Source organism: Oceanimonas aquatica (assembly GCF_030732065.1).
In the GTDB taxonomy this organism is placed as follows: Bacteria; Pseudomonadota; Gammaproteobacteria; order Enterobacterales; family Aeromonadaceae; genus Oceanimonas.
On the sequence record NZ_JAVBHX010000010.1, the window covers coordinates 82,643 to 100,892 of the forward strand.

Annotated in this window: 18 protein-coding genes; 17 read left to right on the forward strand and 1 reads right to left on the reverse strand. The window is 58.2% G+C overall.

The window, feature by feature from the left end; all coding sequences use genetic code 11:
* Nucleotides 1-418: 418 nt before the first annotated feature.
* The gene (locus Q9290_RS14280) at nucleotides 419-1,807 is read right to left on the reverse strand and encodes a sigma-54 dependent transcriptional regulator (protein ID WP_306080320.1); all 1,389 of its coding nucleotides are present in this window, start codon (nucleotides 1,805-1,807) and stop codon (nucleotides 419-421) included.
* 123 nt (nucleotides 1,808-1,930) lie between these two features.
* On the opposite strand from Q9290_RS14280, the gene Q9290_RS14285 reads away from it, so the two are divergent.
* The 17 genes from Q9290_RS14285 to glmU all read left to right on the forward strand — a co-directional run bounded on the left by Q9290_RS14285 (nucleotide 1,931) and on the right by glmU (nucleotide 18,073).
* Nucleotides 1,931-3,556: an AAA family ATPase gene (locus Q9290_RS14285; RefSeq protein WP_306080321.1), complete on the forward strand. Its 1,626-nt coding sequence runs from the start codon at nucleotides 1,931-1,933 to the stop codon at nucleotides 3,554-3,556.
* 13 nt (nucleotides 3,557-3,569) lie between these two features.
* Entirely contained in the window at nucleotides 3,570-4,292 is a 723-nt protein-coding gene (locus Q9290_RS14290; protein WP_306080322.1) for a general secretion pathway protein GspB, read from the forward strand.
* A gap of 45 nt (nucleotides 4,293-4,337) precedes the next feature.
* Nucleotides 4,338-4,793, forward strand: a complete 456-nt coding sequence (mioC, locus tag Q9290_RS14295; RefSeq protein ID WP_306080323.1) for an FMN-binding protein MioC — start codon at nucleotides 4,338-4,340, stop codon at nucleotides 4,791-4,793.
* A gap of 523 nt (nucleotides 4,794-5,316) precedes the next feature.
* Nucleotides 5,317-7,206 (forward strand): tRNA uridine-5-carboxymethylaminomethyl(34) synthesis enzyme MnmG, encoded by a 1,890-nt coding sequence (gene mnmG, locus Q9290_RS14300; RefSeq protein WP_306080324.1) that lies wholly within the window; start codon nucleotides 5,317-5,319, stop codon nucleotides 7,204-7,206.
* Nucleotides 7,207-7,214: 8 nt separating this feature from the next.
* Complete coding sequence (rsmG, locus tag Q9290_RS14305) at nucleotides 7,215-7,838, forward strand: 16S rRNA (guanine(527)-N(7))-methyltransferase RsmG (RefSeq protein WP_306080344.1); 624 nt, start codon at nucleotides 7,215-7,217, stop codon at nucleotides 7,836-7,838.
* Between the two features lie 9 nt (nucleotides 7,839-7,847).
* Complete coding sequence (locus tag Q9290_RS14310; protein ID WP_306080325.1) at nucleotides 7,848-8,651, forward strand: ParA family protein; 804 nt, start codon at nucleotides 7,848-7,850, stop codon at nucleotides 8,649-8,651.
* Nucleotides 8,648-9,553 (forward strand): ParB/RepB/Spo0J family partition protein, encoded by a 906-nt coding sequence (locus Q9290_RS14315; protein ID WP_306080326.1) that lies wholly within the window; start codon nucleotides 8,648-8,650, stop codon nucleotides 9,551-9,553. The genes Q9290_RS14310 and Q9290_RS14315 overlap by 4 nt, the downstream gene beginning before the upstream one ends.
* Before the next feature lie 198 nt (nucleotides 9,554-9,751).
* Nucleotides 9,752-10,144 carry an ATP synthase subunit I gene (locus Q9290_RS14320; protein WP_306080327.1) on the forward strand — a complete coding sequence of 131 codons (393 nt, stop codon included), beginning with the start codon at nucleotides 9,752-9,754 and terminating at the stop codon, nucleotides 10,142-10,144.
* Nucleotides 10,145-10,152: 8 nt separating this feature from the next.
* Nucleotides 10,153-10,932 carry a F0F1 ATP synthase subunit A gene (atpB, locus tag Q9290_RS14325; RefSeq protein WP_306080328.1) on the forward strand — a complete coding sequence of 260 codons (780 nt, stop codon included), beginning with the start codon at nucleotides 10,153-10,155 and terminating at the stop codon, nucleotides 10,930-10,932.
* A gap of 61 nt (nucleotides 10,933-10,993) precedes the next feature.
* Nucleotides 10,994-11,218, forward strand: a complete 225-nt coding sequence (gene atpE, locus Q9290_RS14330; protein ID WP_014290939.1) for a F0F1 ATP synthase subunit C — start codon at nucleotides 10,994-10,996, stop codon at nucleotides 11,216-11,218.
* 50 nt (nucleotides 11,219-11,268) lie between these two features.
* Nucleotides 11,269-11,739: a F0F1 ATP synthase subunit B gene (atpF, locus tag Q9290_RS14335; protein ID WP_306080329.1), complete on the forward strand. Its 471-nt coding sequence runs from the start codon at nucleotides 11,269-11,271 to the stop codon at nucleotides 11,737-11,739.
* 13 nt (nucleotides 11,740-11,752) lie between these two features.
* Nucleotides 11,753-12,283, forward strand: a complete 531-nt coding sequence (atpH, locus tag Q9290_RS14340) for a F0F1 ATP synthase subunit delta (RefSeq protein WP_306080330.1) — start codon at nucleotides 11,753-11,755, stop codon at nucleotides 12,281-12,283.
* A gap of 14 nt (nucleotides 12,284-12,297) precedes the next feature.
* On the forward strand, nucleotides 12,298-13,839 hold the full coding sequence (gene atpA / locus Q9290_RS14345; protein ID WP_306080331.1) for a F0F1 ATP synthase subunit alpha: 1,542 nt from the start codon (nucleotides 12,298-12,300) through the stop codon (nucleotides 13,837-13,839).
* Between the two features lie 45 nt (nucleotides 13,840-13,884).
* Nucleotides 13,885-14,745: a F0F1 ATP synthase subunit gamma gene (atpG, locus tag Q9290_RS14350; protein WP_306080332.1), complete on the forward strand. Its 861-nt coding sequence runs from the start codon at nucleotides 13,885-13,887 to the stop codon at nucleotides 14,743-14,745.
* Nucleotides 14,746-14,778: 33 nt separating this feature from the next.
* Nucleotides 14,779-16,167: a F0F1 ATP synthase subunit beta gene (atpD, locus tag Q9290_RS14355; RefSeq protein ID WP_306080333.1), complete on the forward strand. Its 1,389-nt coding sequence runs from the start codon at nucleotides 14,779-14,781 to the stop codon at nucleotides 16,165-16,167.
* An 18-nt stretch (nucleotides 16,168-16,185) separates the two neighbouring features.
* Entirely contained in the window at nucleotides 16,186-16,611 is a 426-nt protein-coding gene (locus tag Q9290_RS14360) for a F0F1 ATP synthase subunit epsilon (RefSeq protein ID WP_306080334.1), read from the forward strand.
* A gap of 103 nt (nucleotides 16,612-16,714) precedes the next feature.
* A complete protein-coding gene (glmU, locus tag Q9290_RS14365) occupies nucleotides 16,715-18,073 on the forward strand; it encodes a bifunctional UDP-N-acetylglucosamine diphosphorylase/glucosamine-1-phosphate N-acetyltransferase GlmU (RefSeq protein ID WP_306080335.1) in 1,359 nt (452 codons plus the stop codon).
* Nucleotides 18,074-18,250 lie beyond the last annotated feature (177 nt).

Below are 18,250 nucleotides of genomic sequence, written 5' to 3' on the forward strand. Positions count from 1 at the left end.
TATTTATTAACCACTTGCGCGCGACATAAATATATACAGGAGCGGCAGGTAGTCAATTTTTGTCGGAGTGGGTTTCATAAAGCACCATTGCTGGCAGTAGCGGTCAATGCCGAATGCTCAGTTCATCCCACAGATAAATATACTGGCAGCAATGGTGGCGAGGATAATAACGGCAGCGCAAAACAGAGCCTGAACGAATCCATACGTGCCCCAGCTTTTTTCGATCGTGCTTTTTCATCAGGCACATTTTCATGCGCTTATGCTTCATGACCTGTATGCCTCATATCGTTGCTAATTACAATAATGAGGCAAGTTTTGCACCACATTTAAAAAACAATTATTTATCAGTACATTATAAAAAAACACATAAATGAGCCTGTTTAAAAGTGTTAACCACAAGCAACAGCAGTCAATTATCTTATTTGACGTTTGGCAACTTGTGTTTTTCCATTAGTCGGTAAAGGGTCACGCGAGATACGCCCAATAATTTGGCCGCCGACGACACATTGTTACCGGCTTTTTTCAGGCTGCGCCGAATGGCCTGCCGCTCGGCCTGGTTGCGGGCTTCCTCCAGGGTGGGCACGCTCTGACTGTCGCTCCCCTGCTCCAACCCCAGATCGGCGGCGGTGATCAGCCGGTGATCACTCATCACTATGGCCTTGCGCACCCGGTTGATCATTTCCCGCACATTGCCGGGCCAGTCGTGGCCGTTCATGGCGGCCATGGCCCGGCGGCTGAAGCCGCGCACCTTGTGGTGCCGCCCTTCGGTAAACTTGCGAAAAAAGAAATTGGCCAGCAGCTCAATGTCCCCTTCCCGCTCCTTGAGATCCGGTACTTCTATGCTGAGCACGTTCAGCCGGTAATAAAGGTCTTCCCGAAAACCGCCTTCGCGCACTTCTTCTTCCAGATTTCTGTGGGTGGCGGCAATCACTCGGGCGTCAATATACAGGGTTTCGTGCCCGCCCAGCCGCTCTATGGTTTCTTCCTGCAAAAAACGCAGCAGGTTTACCTGCAGCGACAGCGGCAAATCGCCAATTTCGTCAAGGAACAGGGTGCCGCCACTGGCTGCCTCAATACGGCCCATCTTGCGACAGTGGGCGCCGGTAAAGGCTCCTTTTTCATGGCCGAACAGTTCCGCCTGAATGAGGTTTTCGGGCAGGGCGCCGCAGTTGAGCGCCACAAAGGGCCCCTTGCTGCGGTGGGAGCGCTGATGAATGGCCCGGGCAATCAGCTCCTTGCCGGTACCGCTGCTGCCGGTGATCAGCACGGTGGCATCCACTCCCGCCACCTTGCGGATCTGGCTGAATACCAACCGAATGGCGGGACTGGCCCCTACCATCTGGCACTCTTCCCGGTAACGGCGCAGTTCGTCTTCCTTGTCGCGCAGCCGGCCCAGCCCCCAGGCATGACCAAGGGTGGCGCACAGGTAGGGAGCCTTGTCTTTCAACGGCAGGGTGTAATAGTCAAAAAAATAATCGTAAATCAGCTCGCTGGTGGCGCCGTTGTTCAGATGCTCCGGCTCGATCAGGGCAATCCAGTTCAGCGGCGGGGCGTTTTCCACCAGCCGTTCAAAGTCACTGCGCTGCTCGTCATCAAGCTCGCCAATATGGGCCAGCGCCACCTGAAAGCTGTCGTTATCGAGGGCGGCTTTGGCGTCGGCCACCGAGCCGGCCCGCACCACCTGCCAGTTTTCCAGGCAGGCAAGCGGCTCGTTACACGCCTGGGTCGACAGATACAGGTAGAGCACCTTTCTTGAGTCCATGCAGTCATGCTCCGCCTTGTCGTAATGATGTGCTCTGCTGTTCATGATGTTATCGGCCCCTTCCGCTGGAACAGATATTCACCAGTTTAGTACAGCCACCTGCGCAGCCCGGTAAAAGCGGCCTTTGGCTTCTATATTTAAACTGGTTCAACACCAGGGACGGACATCATGTATGGCGATTACTTCGGGTTAACGGATCTGCCCTTTTCCATTGCGCCGGATCCCCGCTTTCTTTACCTCAGCCAGCAGCACCGCGAAGCACTGGCTCATTTGCAGTATGGCCTGAACTGCCCCGGTGGCTTTGTGCTGCTCACCGGCGAGGTGGGCACCGGCAAAACCACGGTGTGCCGCTGTTTGCTGGAGCAGGTGCCGGAGCACACCGATCTGGCCTTTATTCTCAGCCCGGGCGGGACCGCAGCCGAGCTGCTGGCCGCCATTTGCCAGGAGTTGAACATCACCCTGCCCGAGCCGCCCGATGTGCGGCTGCTTACCAGTGCCATTCATCATCATTTGCTGGAGTCTCACGCCCAAGGGCGCCACACAGTGTTGCTGATCGACGAGGCGCAAAACCTGTCGGTGGAGCTGCTGGAGCAAATCCGCCTGCTTACCAACCTGGAAACCAACACTCACAAGCTGCTGCAGATCATGCTGCTGGGCCAGCCTGAGCTGGCGGAAAAGCTGGCCCGGCCGGAGCTTCGGCAGCTGTCTCAGCGCATTACCGCCCGTTATCATCTGGCACCGCTGTCGTTCGATGAAATGCGCGCCTACATTGCCCACCGGCTGTCGGTGGCAGGCATAGAGGCACAGCTGTTTCAGCCCGCCAGTCTGCGCCGGCTCTATCGCCTGACCGGCGGTGTGCCCCGGCTGATTAACGTGATCTGCGATCGCGCCCTGCTCGGTGCCTTTGTGCAACGCCTGCCCAGGGTAGATTTGGCCACCCTTGACCGGGCCGCCGTGGAGGTACTAGGCAGCCCGCTGCCGCGCTCCCGCCGGCGAGCCCCGGCGCTTGCTGCCGCTCTGCTGGCGCTGGTTGTCGGTCTGGCCCTGGCGGGCTGGCAATACCGCCAGCAGGTGTCCCACCTGATGATGGCACTGGAGCCTTCCACGCTTTCTGCCGGGCCACCACAGGCTGAAGCTGTTACCCACACCGAAGCGCAGCCTTTACCCGCGCCAGAGCCTGAACCTCAGGAAGTGCCATGGCCGGACATTGATCCCGAGCTCAGCCAGGTCATGGCCTACCAGCAGCTGTTTGCCCTGTGGCAGCTCGATTACGATCCGGTTGAGCATCCGGTGGTGTGTCGTTATGCCCGCAGCCAGCAGCTGGACTGCACGGTGCAGGAGGCCAGCCTTGCCACCCTCAAGGCACAAAATCACCCGGCGGTGTTACGGCTGGAACGACCGGGATACGCGCCCCTTTACGCCACCCTTACCGCCATGGATAACGAGCAGGCTACCCTGGTGCTGGGCGGGCGCACCTTTCACTTGCCGCTGGCGCAACTGGAAGCCTGGTGGACCGGCAGTTATGTCATGTTGTGGCAGCCGCCGCCTCAGTATCAGGGGCCGCTGCATACCGGCAGCCGGGGCGCAGCCGTGGCCTGGCTGGAGCAACACCTGGCCGAGTGGCGCGGCCGCCCGATGCGCCCCGCCCAACCCTATTACGACGAGCTGCTGAGCACCGATGTGCAGGCCTTTCAGCAGAGCAAGGGGCTGACGCCGGACGGCATTTTCGGCCCCCAGACCGGCATTTATTTCAGTGCCAGCCTGCTGACCGGCCTGCCCCGGCTCAGCGACTAACCGGAGGCATAGCGTGTCTTATATCCTCGATGCCCTGAAGCAATCGGAGCGCCGGCGCAATCGTCAGGCAACCGCAGTAAAACCCCCGGTTCCCACCGATGTGCCGCCACCGCCACCCCGACCGCTGTATCGCCGCCGGCTGTTCTGGCTGCTGCTTATTCTGCTGCTGGCGCTGCCGCTGGGCTACCTGCTCGGGCGTGCTGGCGTCGGCTGGCTGGGATTAACGCCGGACCCGGCCCCTCAGGCGCAAGCGCCAGTCACTCCGGGGCCGGCGCCGGTTGTTGCCGAAGACGCCGCCACCGCCGAGGCGCTCCCGGCCAGAAAGCCCATCGTGATCACCGACACACCGCGCATTCTGGTGGAAGAGCCACCAACGGTGAGTCTGAACGAACCGAAGCCGGCGCTGCCGCCCACTTCCGGTGAGAACGCCCCCGCTCCGATCGCCACCGAGCCCGCCGGACCAAAGCCGGAAACCGCGCCCCCCGAACCGGTGTTTGATCCCGGCGTGCCGGACATTCGCGAGCTGCCCGCCAGCATTCGCAGCCGGTTGCCGGCGCTTATTCTGTCGGTACACATTTACTCGCCGGATCCCGCCGCGCGCATGGCCAACATCAATGGCGAAATGCTGCGGGAAGGACAAAACGTGGGCGCACTCAGCATTGAGCGCATTACCCCCAAGGGAGTGGTGCTGCGCTTTCAGGGCAACGACTTTCACCTGGGCTCGGTGGGGGGCTGACTCTGGGGTAAGATGACGACCCTGTTTGCCACTATGAGTCATCTTATGAGTCACTTTACCCTGCTGGTGGGATCCACCCTCGGCAGCGCCGAGGATCTGGCCGATGAACTGGCCGATCAACTGCAAGCCGGCGGTCATGCAACGGTTATTCACACTTCTCCCCAACTTGATCACATCTTGATCGCCCCCGATCATTATCTGCTGCTGGTATGCTCCACCCATGGTGCCGGTGATCTGCCAGACAACATTCAGCCCTTTTTTGAGGCGCTGCAGCAGCAGGCGCCGGCACTGCAGGGGCTCAGCTACCTGGCCGCAGGCCTGGGCGATACCAGTTACGATACCTTCTGCCACGCCATACAAAAGCTGGATCAACAACTGGCACAGCTGGGCGCCAGTCGGATCGGGGATCGGCTGGAAATTGATGTCAGCGCCGGGGATCCCCCTGAGCAGCAGGCACAGATCTGGCTAGATCGGTGTCTGAATGAGGCCGGGATCCGCTGAATACGGCGCGAATCGGGATCGCCGATCGGACGGCACCGGTGGCCGACCGAATTTTCTTCCACCAAGTTATCAACAGATCCCGGTGTCGGGATCTCGTTTTTGTTCGAGCCATTCACAATCGGTACTGTTGATAACCATGGGTCAAACCGGTGTTAAACCTATAGTTATCCTATAAACTAAATTTTTTACCGCCGGGCCCTGTGCATAAAACCACAAGTTAACCACGCCTCATACGCGAGTACGGGATCTGTTTTCCACACCAAGTGATCGCAGGTAAGTAAATGATCTCCATGATCAAAAAACGCTTATACACAGATCCGGGCGATGCTAATAACAGATCCAACAGAAGATCGATCTAAAGATCTAAGATCTATAAGCGATCGCCGGATCCGCTCTGATCCGGTTTCCATCCCCTGCGCAAAACGGCTAAAATGACCGCCCCTTGAAAGGGCCGCCAGTTCGAAAGCGGTTGGCATCAAGGGGCCGTGGATCCTTTCAGCCGAGTGTTTCAAGAGTGTTCGTTATGCAATATGAAGAATGGTTTGATGTCATCGTGGTCGGTGGTGGCCACGCCGGAACGGAAGCCGCTGCTGCCGCTGCCCGTATGGGGGCGAACACCCTGTTGCTGACGCACAACATCGATACCCTCGGACAAATGTCCTGCAATCCCGCCATCGGCGGCATTGGCAAGGGACACCTGGTCAAGGAAATTGACGCCCTGGGCGGGATCATGGCCCAGGCCGCCGACAACGCCGGCATTCAGTTTCGTACCCTGAACGCCTCAAAGGGCCCGGCGGTGCGCGCCACCCGTGCTCAGGCGGATCGTCAGCTCTATCGTCAGGCAGTCAGAACCCGGCTGGAAAACCAGCCCAACCTGAAGATCTTTCAGCAGGCCTGTGACGATCTGATCCTCGACGGCGACACAGTGGTGGGCGTGGTAACGCAAACCGGCCTCAAGTTTCACGGCAAAACCGTGGTGCTCACCGTTGGCACCTTTCTCAACGGCCGTATTCATATCGGCATGGATAACTACCAGGGCGGCCGCGCCGGCGATCCGCCGTCCATCGCCCTGGCCAGCCGTCTGCGCGAACTGCCGCTGCGCATTGACCGTCTGAAAACCGGTACTCCGCCGCGTATTGACGCCAACAGCGTGGATTTTTCGGTCATGCAGCCGCAGCCCGGTGACAATCCGACGCCGGTGTTTTCCTTTATCGGCAGCCGGGCGGATCAGCCCCGGCAGGTGCCCTGTTACATCACTCACACCAACGAGCAAACCCATGAGGTGATCCGCCAGAACCTGGATCGCAGCCCCATGTATGCCGGCGTGATCGAGGGGATCGGCCCGCGCTATTGCCCGTCGATCGAAGACAAGATCATGCGCTTTGCCGACAAGAACGCCCATCAGATCTTTGTGGAGCCGGAAGGGCTGACCAGCACTGAGCTGTATCCCAACGGCATCTCCACCAGCCTGCCGTTCGACGTGCAGTTGCAGATCGTGCGCTCGATCCGCGGCTTTGAGCAGGCCCATATCATGCGACCCGGCTATGCCATCGAGTACGATTACTTCGATCCCCGGGATCTGCGATCCAACATGGAAAACAAGTGCCTGCACAACCTGTTCTTTGCCGGCCAGATCAACGGCACCACCGGCTACGAGGAAGCGGGCGCTCAGGGGCTGCTGGCAGGCACCAATGCCGCCCTGCGTGCCGCCGACCGTGACGCCTGGTCGCCGCGCCGGGATCAGGCCTACCTGGGCGTAATGATGGATGATCTGTCCACCCTGGGAACCCAGGAACCCTACCGCATGTTTACCAGCCGGGCCGAATACCGCCTGCTGCTGAGGGAAGACAACGCCGATCTGCGTCTGACCGAGGAAGGTCGCCGGCTTGGGCTGGTGGACGATCACCGCTGGGCGCTGTTCTGCGACAAGGTGGAGCGCATTGAGCAGGAAAGCCAGCGCCTGCGCGGCACCTGGATCAGCCCCAAACATGCTGCCGCCCCGGCCCTGAACGAAAAACTGAAAACGCCGCTCAGCCGGGAGCACAATCTGGAAGAGCTGCTGCGCCGGCCCGAACTGGATTACCCCACCCTGATGTCCATCGACGGCATCGGCCCGGGCATTGAGCATGAGCAGGCCGCCGAGCAGGTGGAAATCCAGACCAAGTACGCCGGTTACATTGAGCGCCAGAAGGACGAAATTCAAAAGCAGCTGCGCAACGAGCACACTCAACTGCCGGTGGATCTGGACTACGCCGAGGTCTCCGGCCTGTCCAACGAGGTGATCGCCAAGCTGAACGAAGCTCACCCGGAAACCCTGGGGCAGGCGTCGCGCATTTCCGGCGTGACCCCGGCGGCCATTTCCATTTTGCTGGTTCATCTCAAAAAGCGCGGCCTGCTGCGCAAGTCGGCGTGAGGATCATGATGCTGCAACAACTGCAATCCCTGCTGGCTCGCACCGAGCTGAATATCAGCGACCAGCAGGCGGAGCAACTGGTGGCGCTGGTGGGTCTGCTCGACAAGTGGAACAAGGCCTACAACCTCACCTCAGTGCGGGATCCCAATGCCATGCTGGTGCGCCATATCATGGACAGCGTGGTAGTAAGCCCTTACCTCGAGGGAGAGCGCTTTATCGATGTGGGCACCGGCCCGGGGCTGCCCGGCCTGCCCCTGGCCATTATCAATCCCGACAAGCAGTTCGTGCTGCTTGACAGCCTGGGCAAGCGCATTCGCTTTATTCGCACCGTGGTGCATCAGCTGGGGCTGGCCAATGTGGTGGCGGTGCAAAGCCGGGTAGAACAGTATCAGCCCGAGCAAAAGTTCGATGGGGTGCTGAGCCGGGCCTTTGCTTCGCTGGATGACATGCTAAGCTGGTGCGCGCACCTGCCCGCCCCCCATGGTCGTTTTCTCGCCCTTAAGGGACAAATTCCGGAGCAGGAGCTGCAATCCCTGCCCGCTCACCTGACATGCCAGGCGGTTTACCCGCTGCACGTGCCCGAGCAGGAAGGCGACCGCCATCTGGTGGTCATTTCGCAAGCCAGCCAGTAGAGGTTTTTGGTGGGAAAAGTCATTGCCATTGCCAATCAGAAAGGTGGTGTGGGTAAAACCACCACCTGTGTCAATCTGGCCGCTTCCATGGCGGCCACCAAACGCAAGGTGCTAGTGATCGATCTCGATCCCCAGGGCAACGCCACCATGGCCAGCGGCGTCGACAAGTATCAGGTGGCCAATACCGCCTACGAGTTGCTGGTGGACGAACAGCCGGTAGGCGCGGTAGTGGTCTCCGACACCAGCGGGGGGTATGACCTGATCGCCGGCAATGGCGACGTGACCGCCGCCGAGATCAAGCTGATGGAATTTTTTGCCCGGGAAGTGCGCCTGCGCAATGCCCTGGCCCCGGTGCGCGACCACTACGATTACATTTTTATCGACTGCCCGCCGTCCCTTAACCTGTTGACGGTGAACGCCATGTCGGCGGCCGACTCGGTGCTGGTGCCCATGCAGTGCGAGTATTTCGCGCTGGAAGGTCTCACCGCCCTGGTGGATACCATCAGCAAGCTGGCGGCGGTAGTGAACCCCGAGCTGAAAATCGAGGGCATACTGCGCACCATGTACGATCACCGCAACCGCCTCTCCAATGAGGTGTCCGATCAGCTTAAAAGCTATTTCGGCGACAAGGTGTATCGCACCGTGATCCCGCGCAATGTGCGCCTGGCCGAGGCCCCCAGCCACGGCACCCCCGCCATGTATTACGACAAGTCCTCGGTGGGCGCCAAGTCTTACCTGGCGCTGGCCGGCGAAATCCTGCGCCGGGCCGAAGACGAGCAGTCCAATCCCGAACAGGTGGAACAGACAGTATGAACATGAAACGTCGCGGACTGGGCAAGGGCCTGGACGCCCTGCTCAGCACCAGCTCCGCCGCCAACCTGCGCCGGGAGCAGGCCGACACCCATTCCGACGCGGGCGCCGGCGGCGAGCTGCAACATCTGGCCATCAACAGCCTGCAGCCGGGCAAGTACCAGCCACGCCGGGACATGTCCCAGCAGGCACTGGAGGAGCTTTCCGAGTCCATTCGTCAGCAGGGCATCATTCAGCCCATCGTGGTGCGGCCGCTGGAAGCCGGCGGTTACGAAATTCTGGCTGGCGAACGGCGCTGGCGGGCGGCCCGGCTGGCGGGCCTGAGCAAGGTGCCGGTGCTGGTGAAGCCGGTCTCCGACAGCGAAGCCCTGGCCATTGGCCTGATTGAAAACATTCAGCGCGAAGACCTCAACGTGATGGAAGAGGCCCGTGCCCTGGCCCGGCTGATCGAGGAGTTTGCGTTTACTCACCAGACAGTGGCCGATGCCGTGGGCAAGAGCCGCAGCGCGGTGAGCAACCTGCTGCGCCTGAACCAGCTCAACGATGACGTCAAACAGCTTGTGGAAAACGGCTCGCTGGAAATGGGCCATGCCCGCGCTCTGCTGGCCCTGGACGGTGGACAGCAGTCTCAGCTGGCTCATGTTGTGGCCCAAAAGGGACTGACCGTGCGGGAAACCGAAAAACTGGTCAAACAAAGCCAGGCGCCGCAAACGCCAGCTTCGGGACAGCCTCGCTCCCTGTTCATGACCCAGCTGGAACAGGAATTTGGTGAAAAATTAGGAATAAAAGTAGAAATCAAGTCTTCCAGCAAAGATAAGGGGAAACTGGTTATCTCTTATAACTCTTTGAATGAGCTGGATAAAATAGGTCATTTCTTTGGCATAGGCGAGGAGCCGGAGCTCTGACCAAGCGGGCAAAAATGTAGTAATCCTTCAGTCAGTCCAACCCTGAGCAAAATGCGTAAAAAAAGCACTGAAATCCGCGAAAAATAAGGATTTAGTTCAATTGCATTTGTGTCGTTCACGGGTATAATTTGACCTGCTTTTTTGGGGCTTAACCGGTGGATGCCATCGGAAAGGCCCCTAACTGTATCAGGAGTGGTTGTGAAGCAGAAAATCCGGCACCTCAGTGACAGACAAGTGGCGCTGGTGATTCTGAGTTATCAGTTACTTCTGGTGGTGGCCGTCGCCAGCCTGTTCGGTTTCGGACAGAATGAGGCAGCCGCCCGTTCCGCCCTTTTAGGGGGCGGAATCTACTGGGTTCCCCAATGCCTTTTCAGTGTGGTGGTACTGGCCAAACGTACCGGTGACGCCACGCCGCAAAGCATTGTGGCGAGCTTTTACAGCGGGGCAGGGATTAAGCTGGCCAGCACCATTCTGTTGTTTATTGTGGTGTTCAAGTACATGGAGGTAAGTATCTTGCCCCTGTACACGGCTTACGCCCTGGCATTGCTGATGCAGTGGATTCTTTCATTCACTCTCAACAACCGTTACTAGGAAAACACATGGCTGCAACAGGAGATGTCCTAACTTCCCAGGGTTATATCTCTCACCACCTGCAACACCTGCAGATTGGTTCGGGATTCTGGGCGTTGAATATCGATTCTTTGCTTGTTTCCGTTGTCCTGGGTGCGCTGTTCTTGTGGGGCTTCAGAAAGGTTGCTGCTACTGCAACTACTGGCGTTCCGGGCAAGTGGCAATGTGCCATCGAGCTGCTGGTTGAATTTGTGGATAAATCCGTCAAGGACGTCTTCCATGGCAAGAGTCGGTTAATTGCGCCCCTGGCGCTGACCATTTTTGTCTGGGTATTCCTGATGAACCTGATGGACCTTATCCCGGTCGACTATCTGCCCTATGGTGCTCAATTGCTGGGCGTTCCTTACCTGAGGGTTGTTCCTTCCGCCGATGTTAACATCACCATGTCCATGGCGTTCGGTGTCTTCTTCCTGATCATTTTTTACAGCATCAAGATGAAGGGCGTGTCCGGCTTTGTTAAAGAGCTGACCATGCAACCGCTGAACCACTGGTCCATGATTCCCGTTAACCTGGTGCTTGAGACTGTATCGCTGATCGCAAAACCCATTTCGCTGGGTTTGCGACTGTTCGGCAACATGTATGCCGGTGAGATGATCTTCATCCTTATCGCCGGTCTGCTGCCGTGGTGGTCTCAATGGGTCCTTAATGTGCCGTGGGCGATTTTCCATATTCTGGTAATCACTCTGCAGGCTTTCATCTTCATGATCCTGACCGTCGTCTACATGTCGATGGCCTATGAAGAACATTAATCAAAAGATAACAAAAATTTAACAAGCTGTCGTTCTAACCGCTAACAATTGGAGAAAAAAAATGGAAATGATTTTCATCGCTGCCTCTCTCATGCTGGGTCTGGCTTCTATCGGTGGTGCTATCGGTATCTCTATGCTGGGTGGCAAGTTCCTGGAAAGTGCTGCTCGCCAGCCTGACATGCTGCCAGCCCTGCGCGGCAACTTCTTCATCGTGGTAGGTCTGGTTGACGCCATCCCGATGATCACCGTTGGTATGGCTCTGTACCTGATCTTCGCCGTAGCCTAATGGCCCGGATCGTTAATCAGTCTGCTAACCAACTTTAAAGGAGAGTTGCGATGAACATGAACGCAACAATCCTCGGTCAAACGATCGCGTTTATCATCTTCGTTTGGTTCTGCATGAAGTTCGTATGGCCCCCCCTTATGGGTGCCATCGAGAAGCGTCAGAAAGAAATCGCCGAAGGCTTGTCCTCGGCCGAACGTGCCAAGAAAGACCTGGCACTGGCGCAAACCAATGCAACCGAACAGCTGAAGGAAGCCAAGCTGGAGTCCGCTCAAATTGTTGAGCAGGCGAACAAGCGCAAGGCCCAGATCATCGAGGATGCAACGCGTGAGGCTCAGGCCGAGCGTGAAAAGATTCTGGCACAAGCCCAGGCGGAAGTTGAAGCCGAACGCAACCGTGTCAAAGAGGAACTGCGTAAGCAGGTTGCTGCTCTTGCCCTGGTGGGTGCAGAGAGAATCCTCGAGCGTCAGATTGATGCCGCTGCCAACAGCGACATCGTAGAGAAAGTAGTAGCTGAACTGTAAGGGAATTAGAGCCATGGAAATGAAAACCATTGCTCGCCCCTATGCCAAAGCAGCTTTCGATTTTGCCGTTGAGAAAAAAGCGGTCGACAACTGGTTGTCCATGCTGACTTTTGCTGCCGAAGTGGCGCAAAACGACAGCATGGCCCAGGTTCTCGGCAGCGATCTGAACGCGGAAAAGATGGCCGATGTGTTTTTGGCTGTCTGTGGCGAACAGCTCGATGAGCAAGGCCAGAACCTGATAAGGGTAATGGCCGCAAACGGACGCTTGAGTGTGTTGCCGGCAGTGGTACAGGAATTCGCCGAAATGAAGGCGGAACTGGACCGGGTAGTGGACGCCGAAGTGGTTTCCGCAGCCAAACTGACCAAGCAACAAGTGGCCAAGATTCAGGCTTCACTGGAACAGCGTCTGGGACGCAAGGTGAACCTGAATTGCAGCGTCGACAAGAGACTGATGGCCGGCATTATCATCAAGGCCGGCGACATGGTTATCGACGGAAGTGTGCGGGGCCGTCTGTCCCGCTTGGCCGAAACGCTGCAATCTTGATTGGGGAATAGAGCATGCAACTGAATTCAACTGAAATTGCCGAGCTGATCAAACAGCGCATCGAGCAATTCAATGTTGTCAGTGAAGCACGAAACGAAGGTACCATCGTCTCTGTAAGCGATGGCATCATTCGTATTCACGGCCTTGCTGACATCATGCAAGGTGAAATGATTGAACTGCCGGGCAACCGTTACGCCCTGGCACTGAACCTGGAGCGCGACTCCGTGGGCGCCGTGGTCATGGGTCCTTACGCCGATCTGGCCGAAGGCACCAAGGTTCAATCCACCGGTCGTATCCTGGAAGTTCCGGTAGGCCGCAGCCTGCTGGGCCGCGTGGTTAACACCCTGGGTGAGCCGATCGACGGCAAAGGCGCCATCGAGACCGATACCTTCTCTCCGGTAGAAGTGATCGCCCCCGGCGTTATCGACCGTCAGTCGGTAGACCAGCCGGTACAGACCGGTTACAAGGCCGTTGACGCCATGATTCCGATCGGTCGTGGTCAGCGTGAGCTGATCATCGGTGACCGTCAGGTGGGTAAAACCGCCCTGGCCGTTGACGCCATCATCAACCAGAAAGACTCAGGCATTAAGTGTGTGTACGTGGCCATCGGCCAGAAAGCGTCCACCATTGCCAACGTCGTTCGCAAGCTGGAAGAGCATGACGCGCTGAAGAACACCATTGTGGTTGTTGCTTCCGCTTCCGAGTCTGCTGCCCTGCAATACCTGGCGCCTTACGCCGGTTGTGCCATGGGTGAATTCTTCCGTGACCGCGGTGAAGATGCTCTGATCGTGTACGATGACCTGTCCAAGCAGGCCGTTGCCTACCGTCAGATCTCGCTGCTGCTGCGTCGTCCGCCGGGCCGTGAAGCCTATCCGGGTGACGTGTTCTACCTGCACTCCCGCCTGCTGGAGCGTGCTTCCCGCGTGTCTGCCGACTACGTTGAGAAGTTCACCAACGGTGAAGTGAAAGGCCAGACCGGCTCTCTGACCGCGCTGCCGATCATCGAAACCCAGGCCGGCGACGTGTCTGCGTTCGTACCGACCAACGTGATCTCCATCACTGATGGTCAGATCTTCCTGACCACCGAGCTGTTCAACTCCGGTATCCGTCCGGCCGTTGACCCGGGTATCTCCGTATCCCGTGTAGGTGGTGCAGCCCAGACCAAGATCGTGAAGAAACTGTCCGGTGGTATCCGTACCGCGCTGGCTCAGTATCGCGAACTGGCGGCCTTCGCCCAGTTCTCTTCCGACCTGGACGACGCTACCCGCAAACAGCTGAGCCACGGCCAGAAAGTGACCGAGCTGATGAAACAGAAGCAATACCGTCCCATGTCCGTAGCCGAGCAGGCGCTGTCCCTGTTCGCCGCTGAAAACGGTTACCTGGACGACGTAGAGCTCAAGTTCATCACTACGTTCGAAGACGCCCTGCTCGCTTACGCCAATTCAGAACATGCCGCCCTGATGGCGGAGATCAACGAGAAAGCCGACTACAACAAAGACGTTGTGGCTCAGCTGACTGCGTTGCTGGATAGCTTCAAGGCTACCCAGTCCTGGTAACCATGTGGCAGCGGTTATTGCTGCCACCTGAATTGGAGAAGCGACATGGCCGGCGCAAAAGAAATACGTAGCAAGATCGGGAGTGTGAAAAACACTCAGAAGATCACCAGCGCTATGGAGATGGTGGCCGCCTCGAAAATGCGTAAAGCGCAGGATCGAATGGACCACAGCCGCCCATACGCTGAAACCATACGCAAGGTGATCGGCCACATCGCGCAGGGGAACTTGGAATACAAGCACCCCTATCTGGAAGACCGTGAGGTCAAGCGCGTAGGCTTTATTATCGTCTCCACCGATCGTGGCCTTTGTGGTGGCCTGAACATCAACGTGTTCAAGGCTGCCATGAACCAGATGAAAGCGTACACCGACAAGGGTGTGGGCGTTGACATGTGCCTTATCGGCAGCAAGGCGGTTGGTTTCTTCAACCGTTATGGCGGCAAGGTACTGGCGCAGGCTTCTGGCCTGGGCGACAACCCCGCTCTCGATGACCTGATCGGCTCGGTCAGCGTCATGCTGGAAGCGTACGACAAGGGTGAGATAGACAAGCTGTACCTGGTGTACAACAAGTTTGAAAACACCATGGTGCAAAAGCCGACGGTCGATCAACTGTTGCCTTTGCCTGCATCGGAAGAAGAAGTGGCCAGCCACAGCTGGGACTACCTCTATGAGCCGGATCCCAAATCGCTGCTGGACACGCTGCTGGTACGCTTTGTGGAATCCCAGGTGTATCAGGGTGTGGTCGAGAACCTGGCCAGCGAACAGGCGGCCCGGATGGTAGCGATGAAAGCCGCAACCGATAACGCCGGCAACCTCATCAACGATCTGCAACTGGTGTACAACAAGGCCCGTCAGGCCGCGATTACCCAGGAACTGAGTGAGATTGTTGCCGGGGCCGGTGCCGTATAAGGCGAAGGTATTCAAAGGTTTAGAGGATTTGACATGAGTAAGGGTATCATAGTCCAAATCATCGGCGCCGTTGTTGACGTGGAATTCCCGCAAGATGCGGTTCCCCACGTTTACGATGCGCTGAAGATTACGACGGAAGGCCAGGGCCAGGGTCTGGTTCTGGAAGTTCAGCAGCAAATCGGCGGCGGCGTTGTTCGTTGTATCGCCATGGGTTCTTCCGACGGCCTGCGCCGTGGTCTGGAAATTGAAAACACCAACAAGCCCATTCAGGTGCCGGTAGGTGTTCAGACCCTGGGTCGCATCATGGACGTTCTGGGTAACCCCATCGATGAAAAGGGTGACATCGGCGAAGAAGAGCGCTGGTCCATCCACCGTGAAGCCCCCAGCTACGAAGAGCAGTCCAGCTCTACCGAGCTGCTGGAAACCGGCATCAAGGTAATCGACCTGGTATGCCCGTTCGCCAAGGGTGGTAAGGTTGGTCTGTTCGGTGGTGCCGGTGTGGGCAAGACCGTAAACATGATGGAACTGATCCGTAACATCGCCATCGAGCACAGCGGTTACTCCGTGTTCGCCGGTGTAGGTGAGCGGACCCGTGAAGGTAACGACTTCTACCACGAGATGACCGACTCCAACGTACTGGACAAGGTATCTCTGGTATACGGTCAGATGAACGAGCCGCCTGGAAACCGTCTGCGTGTGGCCCTGACCGGCCTGACCATGGCCGAGAAGTTCCGTGACGAAGGTCGTGACGTACTGTTGTTCGTGGACAACATCTACCGTTACACCCTGGCCGGTACCGAAGTATCCGCACTGCTGGGCCGTATGCCTTCCGCAGTAGGTTACCAGCCGACCCTGGCCGAAGAGATGGGCGTTCTGCAGGAGCGTATCACCTCTACCAAGACCGGCTCCATCACCTCCGTACAGGCCGTTTACGTACCTGCGGATGACTTGACTGACCCGTCTCCGGCTACCACCTTCGCCCACCTGGATGCGACCGTGGTACTGAGCCGTCAGATCGCTGCCCTGGGTATCTACCCGGCCGTTGACCCGCTGGATTCCACCAGCCGTCAGCTGGACCCGCAGGTGGTTGGTGAAGAGCACTACTCTGTTGCCCGTGGTGTACAGACCGTGCTGCAGCGCTACAAAGAGCTGAAAGACATCATCGCCATCCTGGGTATGGACGAACTGTCTGAAGACGACAAGCTGACCGTGTCTCGCGCCCGTAAAATCGAGCGTTTCCTGTCTCAGCCGTTCTTCGTGGCCGAAGTGTTCACCGGTGCCCCCGGCAAGTACGTGTCTCTGAAAGACACCATCGCCGGCTTCCAGGGCATCCTGAACGGCGACTACGACACGCTGCCCGAGCAGGCGTTCTACATGGTTGGCTCCATCGACGAAGCGGTCGAAAAAGCCAAGAAACTGTAAGCCTCTAAGGAGGACCTGATGGCTGAGTATAACTTTCACCTGGACATCGTCAGCGCCGAAAAACGTTTGTTTTCCGGCTCTGTGACCGCGGTGACTGTATCCGGCTCTGAGGGTGAATTGGGCGTTCGTTACGGACACGCCCCCCTGCTGACGGCAATCCGTCCCGGCCTGGTGCAATACGTCACCAAGGCCGGCCAGCAGGAAGTTCTGTACATCTCCGGCGGTATGCTGGAAGTACAGGGCAGCAGTGTCATGGTATTGGCCGACACTGCAATTCGCGCCGAAGATCTGGATAAAGCCAAGGCCGAAGAAGCCAAAAAAGCGGCAGAAGCCAAACTGCAGAACTCCTCACACGATGTGGACTATGCGGAAGCGGCTGCCGAACTGGCCCGGGCTATGGCGAAGCTGCGCGTGCTGCAGTTGGTTAAGAAAAACGTACGTTAAGCCGAACGTTCGAAAAAGCGACCTCAGGGTCGCTTTTTTTTTGCGAAAAAATCACAATAACCGCAGTAAAGCACATTAATTGATAAACGGGACACTCATTCCAATGACGATTCAGGCGGTAATTCTGGCGGCGGGCAAGGGCACCCGCATGCGCTCTTCTCTTCCCAAGGTGCTGCACCCGGTGGCCGGCAAGCCCATGGTGGCCCATGTAATTGAGGCCGCTCAGGCTTGCGAGGTGGATGGTATTCATCTGGTATACGGTCACGGTGCCGACCAACTCAAGGCGCGCATTCAGGCCCCGGATTTGCACTGGACCCACCAGGCCGAGCAACTGGGTACCGGCCACGCAGTGGCGGTGGCGCTGCCCGATATTGCCGATGAAGAAAGGGTTCTGGTGCTTTACGGTGACACCCCCTTGCTGCAGGCGGAGACCCTGCAGCGGCTGATCGCTGCCCAGCCCAAAGACGGAGTGGGCCTGCTTACTGTAAGCCTTGCCAACCCCACCGGCTATGGCCGTATCGTGCGGGAACACGGCAAGGTGACCGGCATTGTCGAGCAGAAGGACGCCACGCCCGAGCAATTGGCCATTACCGAGGTAAACACCGGCGTGCTGGTGGCCGACGCCGGCCGGCTCAGGGCCTGGCTGGGCGAGCTTAATAACGACAACGCTCAGGGCGAGTATTACCTCACCGATATTTTCGCCATGGCCCACCGCGATGGCTGCGACATTGCCACCGTGCAGCCGGCCAGCACCGCCGAGGTGGAAGGCGCCAACGACAGAGTGCAGCTGGCCGGGCTGGAGCGGGCCTATCAGCGCATGCAGGCCGAGCGGCTGATGCGCGAGGGCGTAAGCCTGCTGGATCCGGCCCGCTTCGATCTGCGCGGCACCCTGACCGCCGGCGAGGAAGTGGTGATCGACGTGAACGTGATCATCGAAGGGGACGTGCGCCTGGGCAACCGGGTGAAAGTGGGCGCCAGCGCCATTCTCAGAAACTGCGTGATCGGCGACGACGCCGAGGTCAAACCCTACTCCATCGTCGAGAATGCCGAGCTGGGCAGCGCCAGCAGCGCCGGCCCCTTTGCCCGTCTGCGCCCCGGCGCCGTGCTGGGCGAAGATGCCCATGTGGGTAATTTTGTGGAAATGAAAAAGGCCCGGCTGGGCAAGGGCTCCAAGGCCGGCCACCTGACCTACCTGGGCGACGCCGAGATCGGCGAGGGCGTGAATATCGGCGCCGGCACCATCACCTGCAACTATGACGGCGTGAACAAGTTCCAGACCGTGATCGAGGACGGCGTCTTCGTCGGCTCCGATACGCAATTAGTGGCGCCGGTACGCATCGGCAAGAACGCCACCCTGGGGGCCGGCAGTACCGTGACCAAGGACGTGGCCGAGGCCGAGCTGGTGATCACCCGCGTGCCCCAGCGCCATATCAAAAACTGGCCCCGCCCGACCAAAAAATAAAGCTCGAAGCTGAAAGCCTGAAGCAAAACTGACGCGGCTGTGATTTCACTGCCGCGTTTTTGTTTTCGGCTTTGTCTGTACTGTCATTCCGGCCCCCGAGCCGGAATCCATTCTGCAGACAAGGGGCAACCCGCCCTGGACTCCGGCCTGCGCCGGAGTGACGGGACTTTTAGGTTG

Excerpts from the sequence above, each read along its gene's own strand:
- Q9290_RS14280 (WP_306080320.1), bottom strand. The coding sequence starts at position 1,807 with ATGAACAGCAGAGCACATCATTACGACAAGGCGGAGCATGACTGCATG.
- Q9290_RS14285 (WP_306080321.1), top strand. The coding sequence starts at position 1,931 with ATGTATGGCGATTACTTCGGGTTAACGGATCTGCCCTTTTCCATTGCG.
- mioC (WP_306080323.1), top strand. The coding sequence starts at position 4,338 with ATGAGTCACTTTACCCTGCTGGTGGGATCCACCCTCGGCAGCGCCGAG.
- mnmG (WP_306080324.1), top strand. The coding sequence starts at position 5,317 with ATGCAATATGAAGAATGGTTTGATGTCATCGTGGTCGGTGGTGGCCAC.
- rsmG (WP_306080344.1), top strand. The coding sequence starts at position 7,215 with ATGCTGCAACAACTGCAATCCCTGCTGGCTCGCACCGAGCTGAATATC.
- Q9290_RS14315 (WP_306080326.1), top strand. The coding sequence starts at position 8,648 with ATGAACATGAAACGTCGCGGACTGGGCAAGGGCCTGGACGCCCTGCTC.
- atpB (WP_306080328.1), top strand. The coding sequence starts at position 10,153 with ATGGCTGCAACAGGAGATGTCCTAACTTCCCAGGGTTATATCTCTCAC.
- atpE (WP_014290939.1), top strand. The coding sequence starts at position 10,994 with ATGGAAATGATTTTCATCGCTGCCTCTCTCATGCTGGGTCTGGCTTCT.
- atpF (WP_306080329.1), top strand. The coding sequence starts at position 11,269 with ATGAACATGAACGCAACAATCCTCGGTCAAACGATCGCGTTTATCATC.
- atpH (WP_306080330.1), top strand. The coding sequence starts at position 11,753 with ATGGAAATGAAAACCATTGCTCGCCCCTATGCCAAAGCAGCTTTCGAT.
- atpA (WP_306080331.1), top strand. The coding sequence starts at position 12,298 with ATGCAACTGAATTCAACTGAAATTGCCGAGCTGATCAAACAGCGCATC.
- atpG (WP_306080332.1), top strand. The coding sequence starts at position 13,885 with ATGGCCGGCGCAAAAGAAATACGTAGCAAGATCGGGAGTGTGAAAAAC.
- atpD (WP_306080333.1), top strand. The coding sequence starts at position 14,779 with ATGAGTAAGGGTATCATAGTCCAAATCATCGGCGCCGTTGTTGACGTG.
- Q9290_RS14360 (WP_306080334.1), top strand. The coding sequence starts at position 16,186 with ATGGCTGAGTATAACTTTCACCTGGACATCGTCAGCGCCGAAAAACGT.
- glmU (WP_306080335.1), top strand. The coding sequence starts at position 16,715 with ATGACGATTCAGGCGGTAATTCTGGCGGCGGGCAAGGGCACCCGCATG.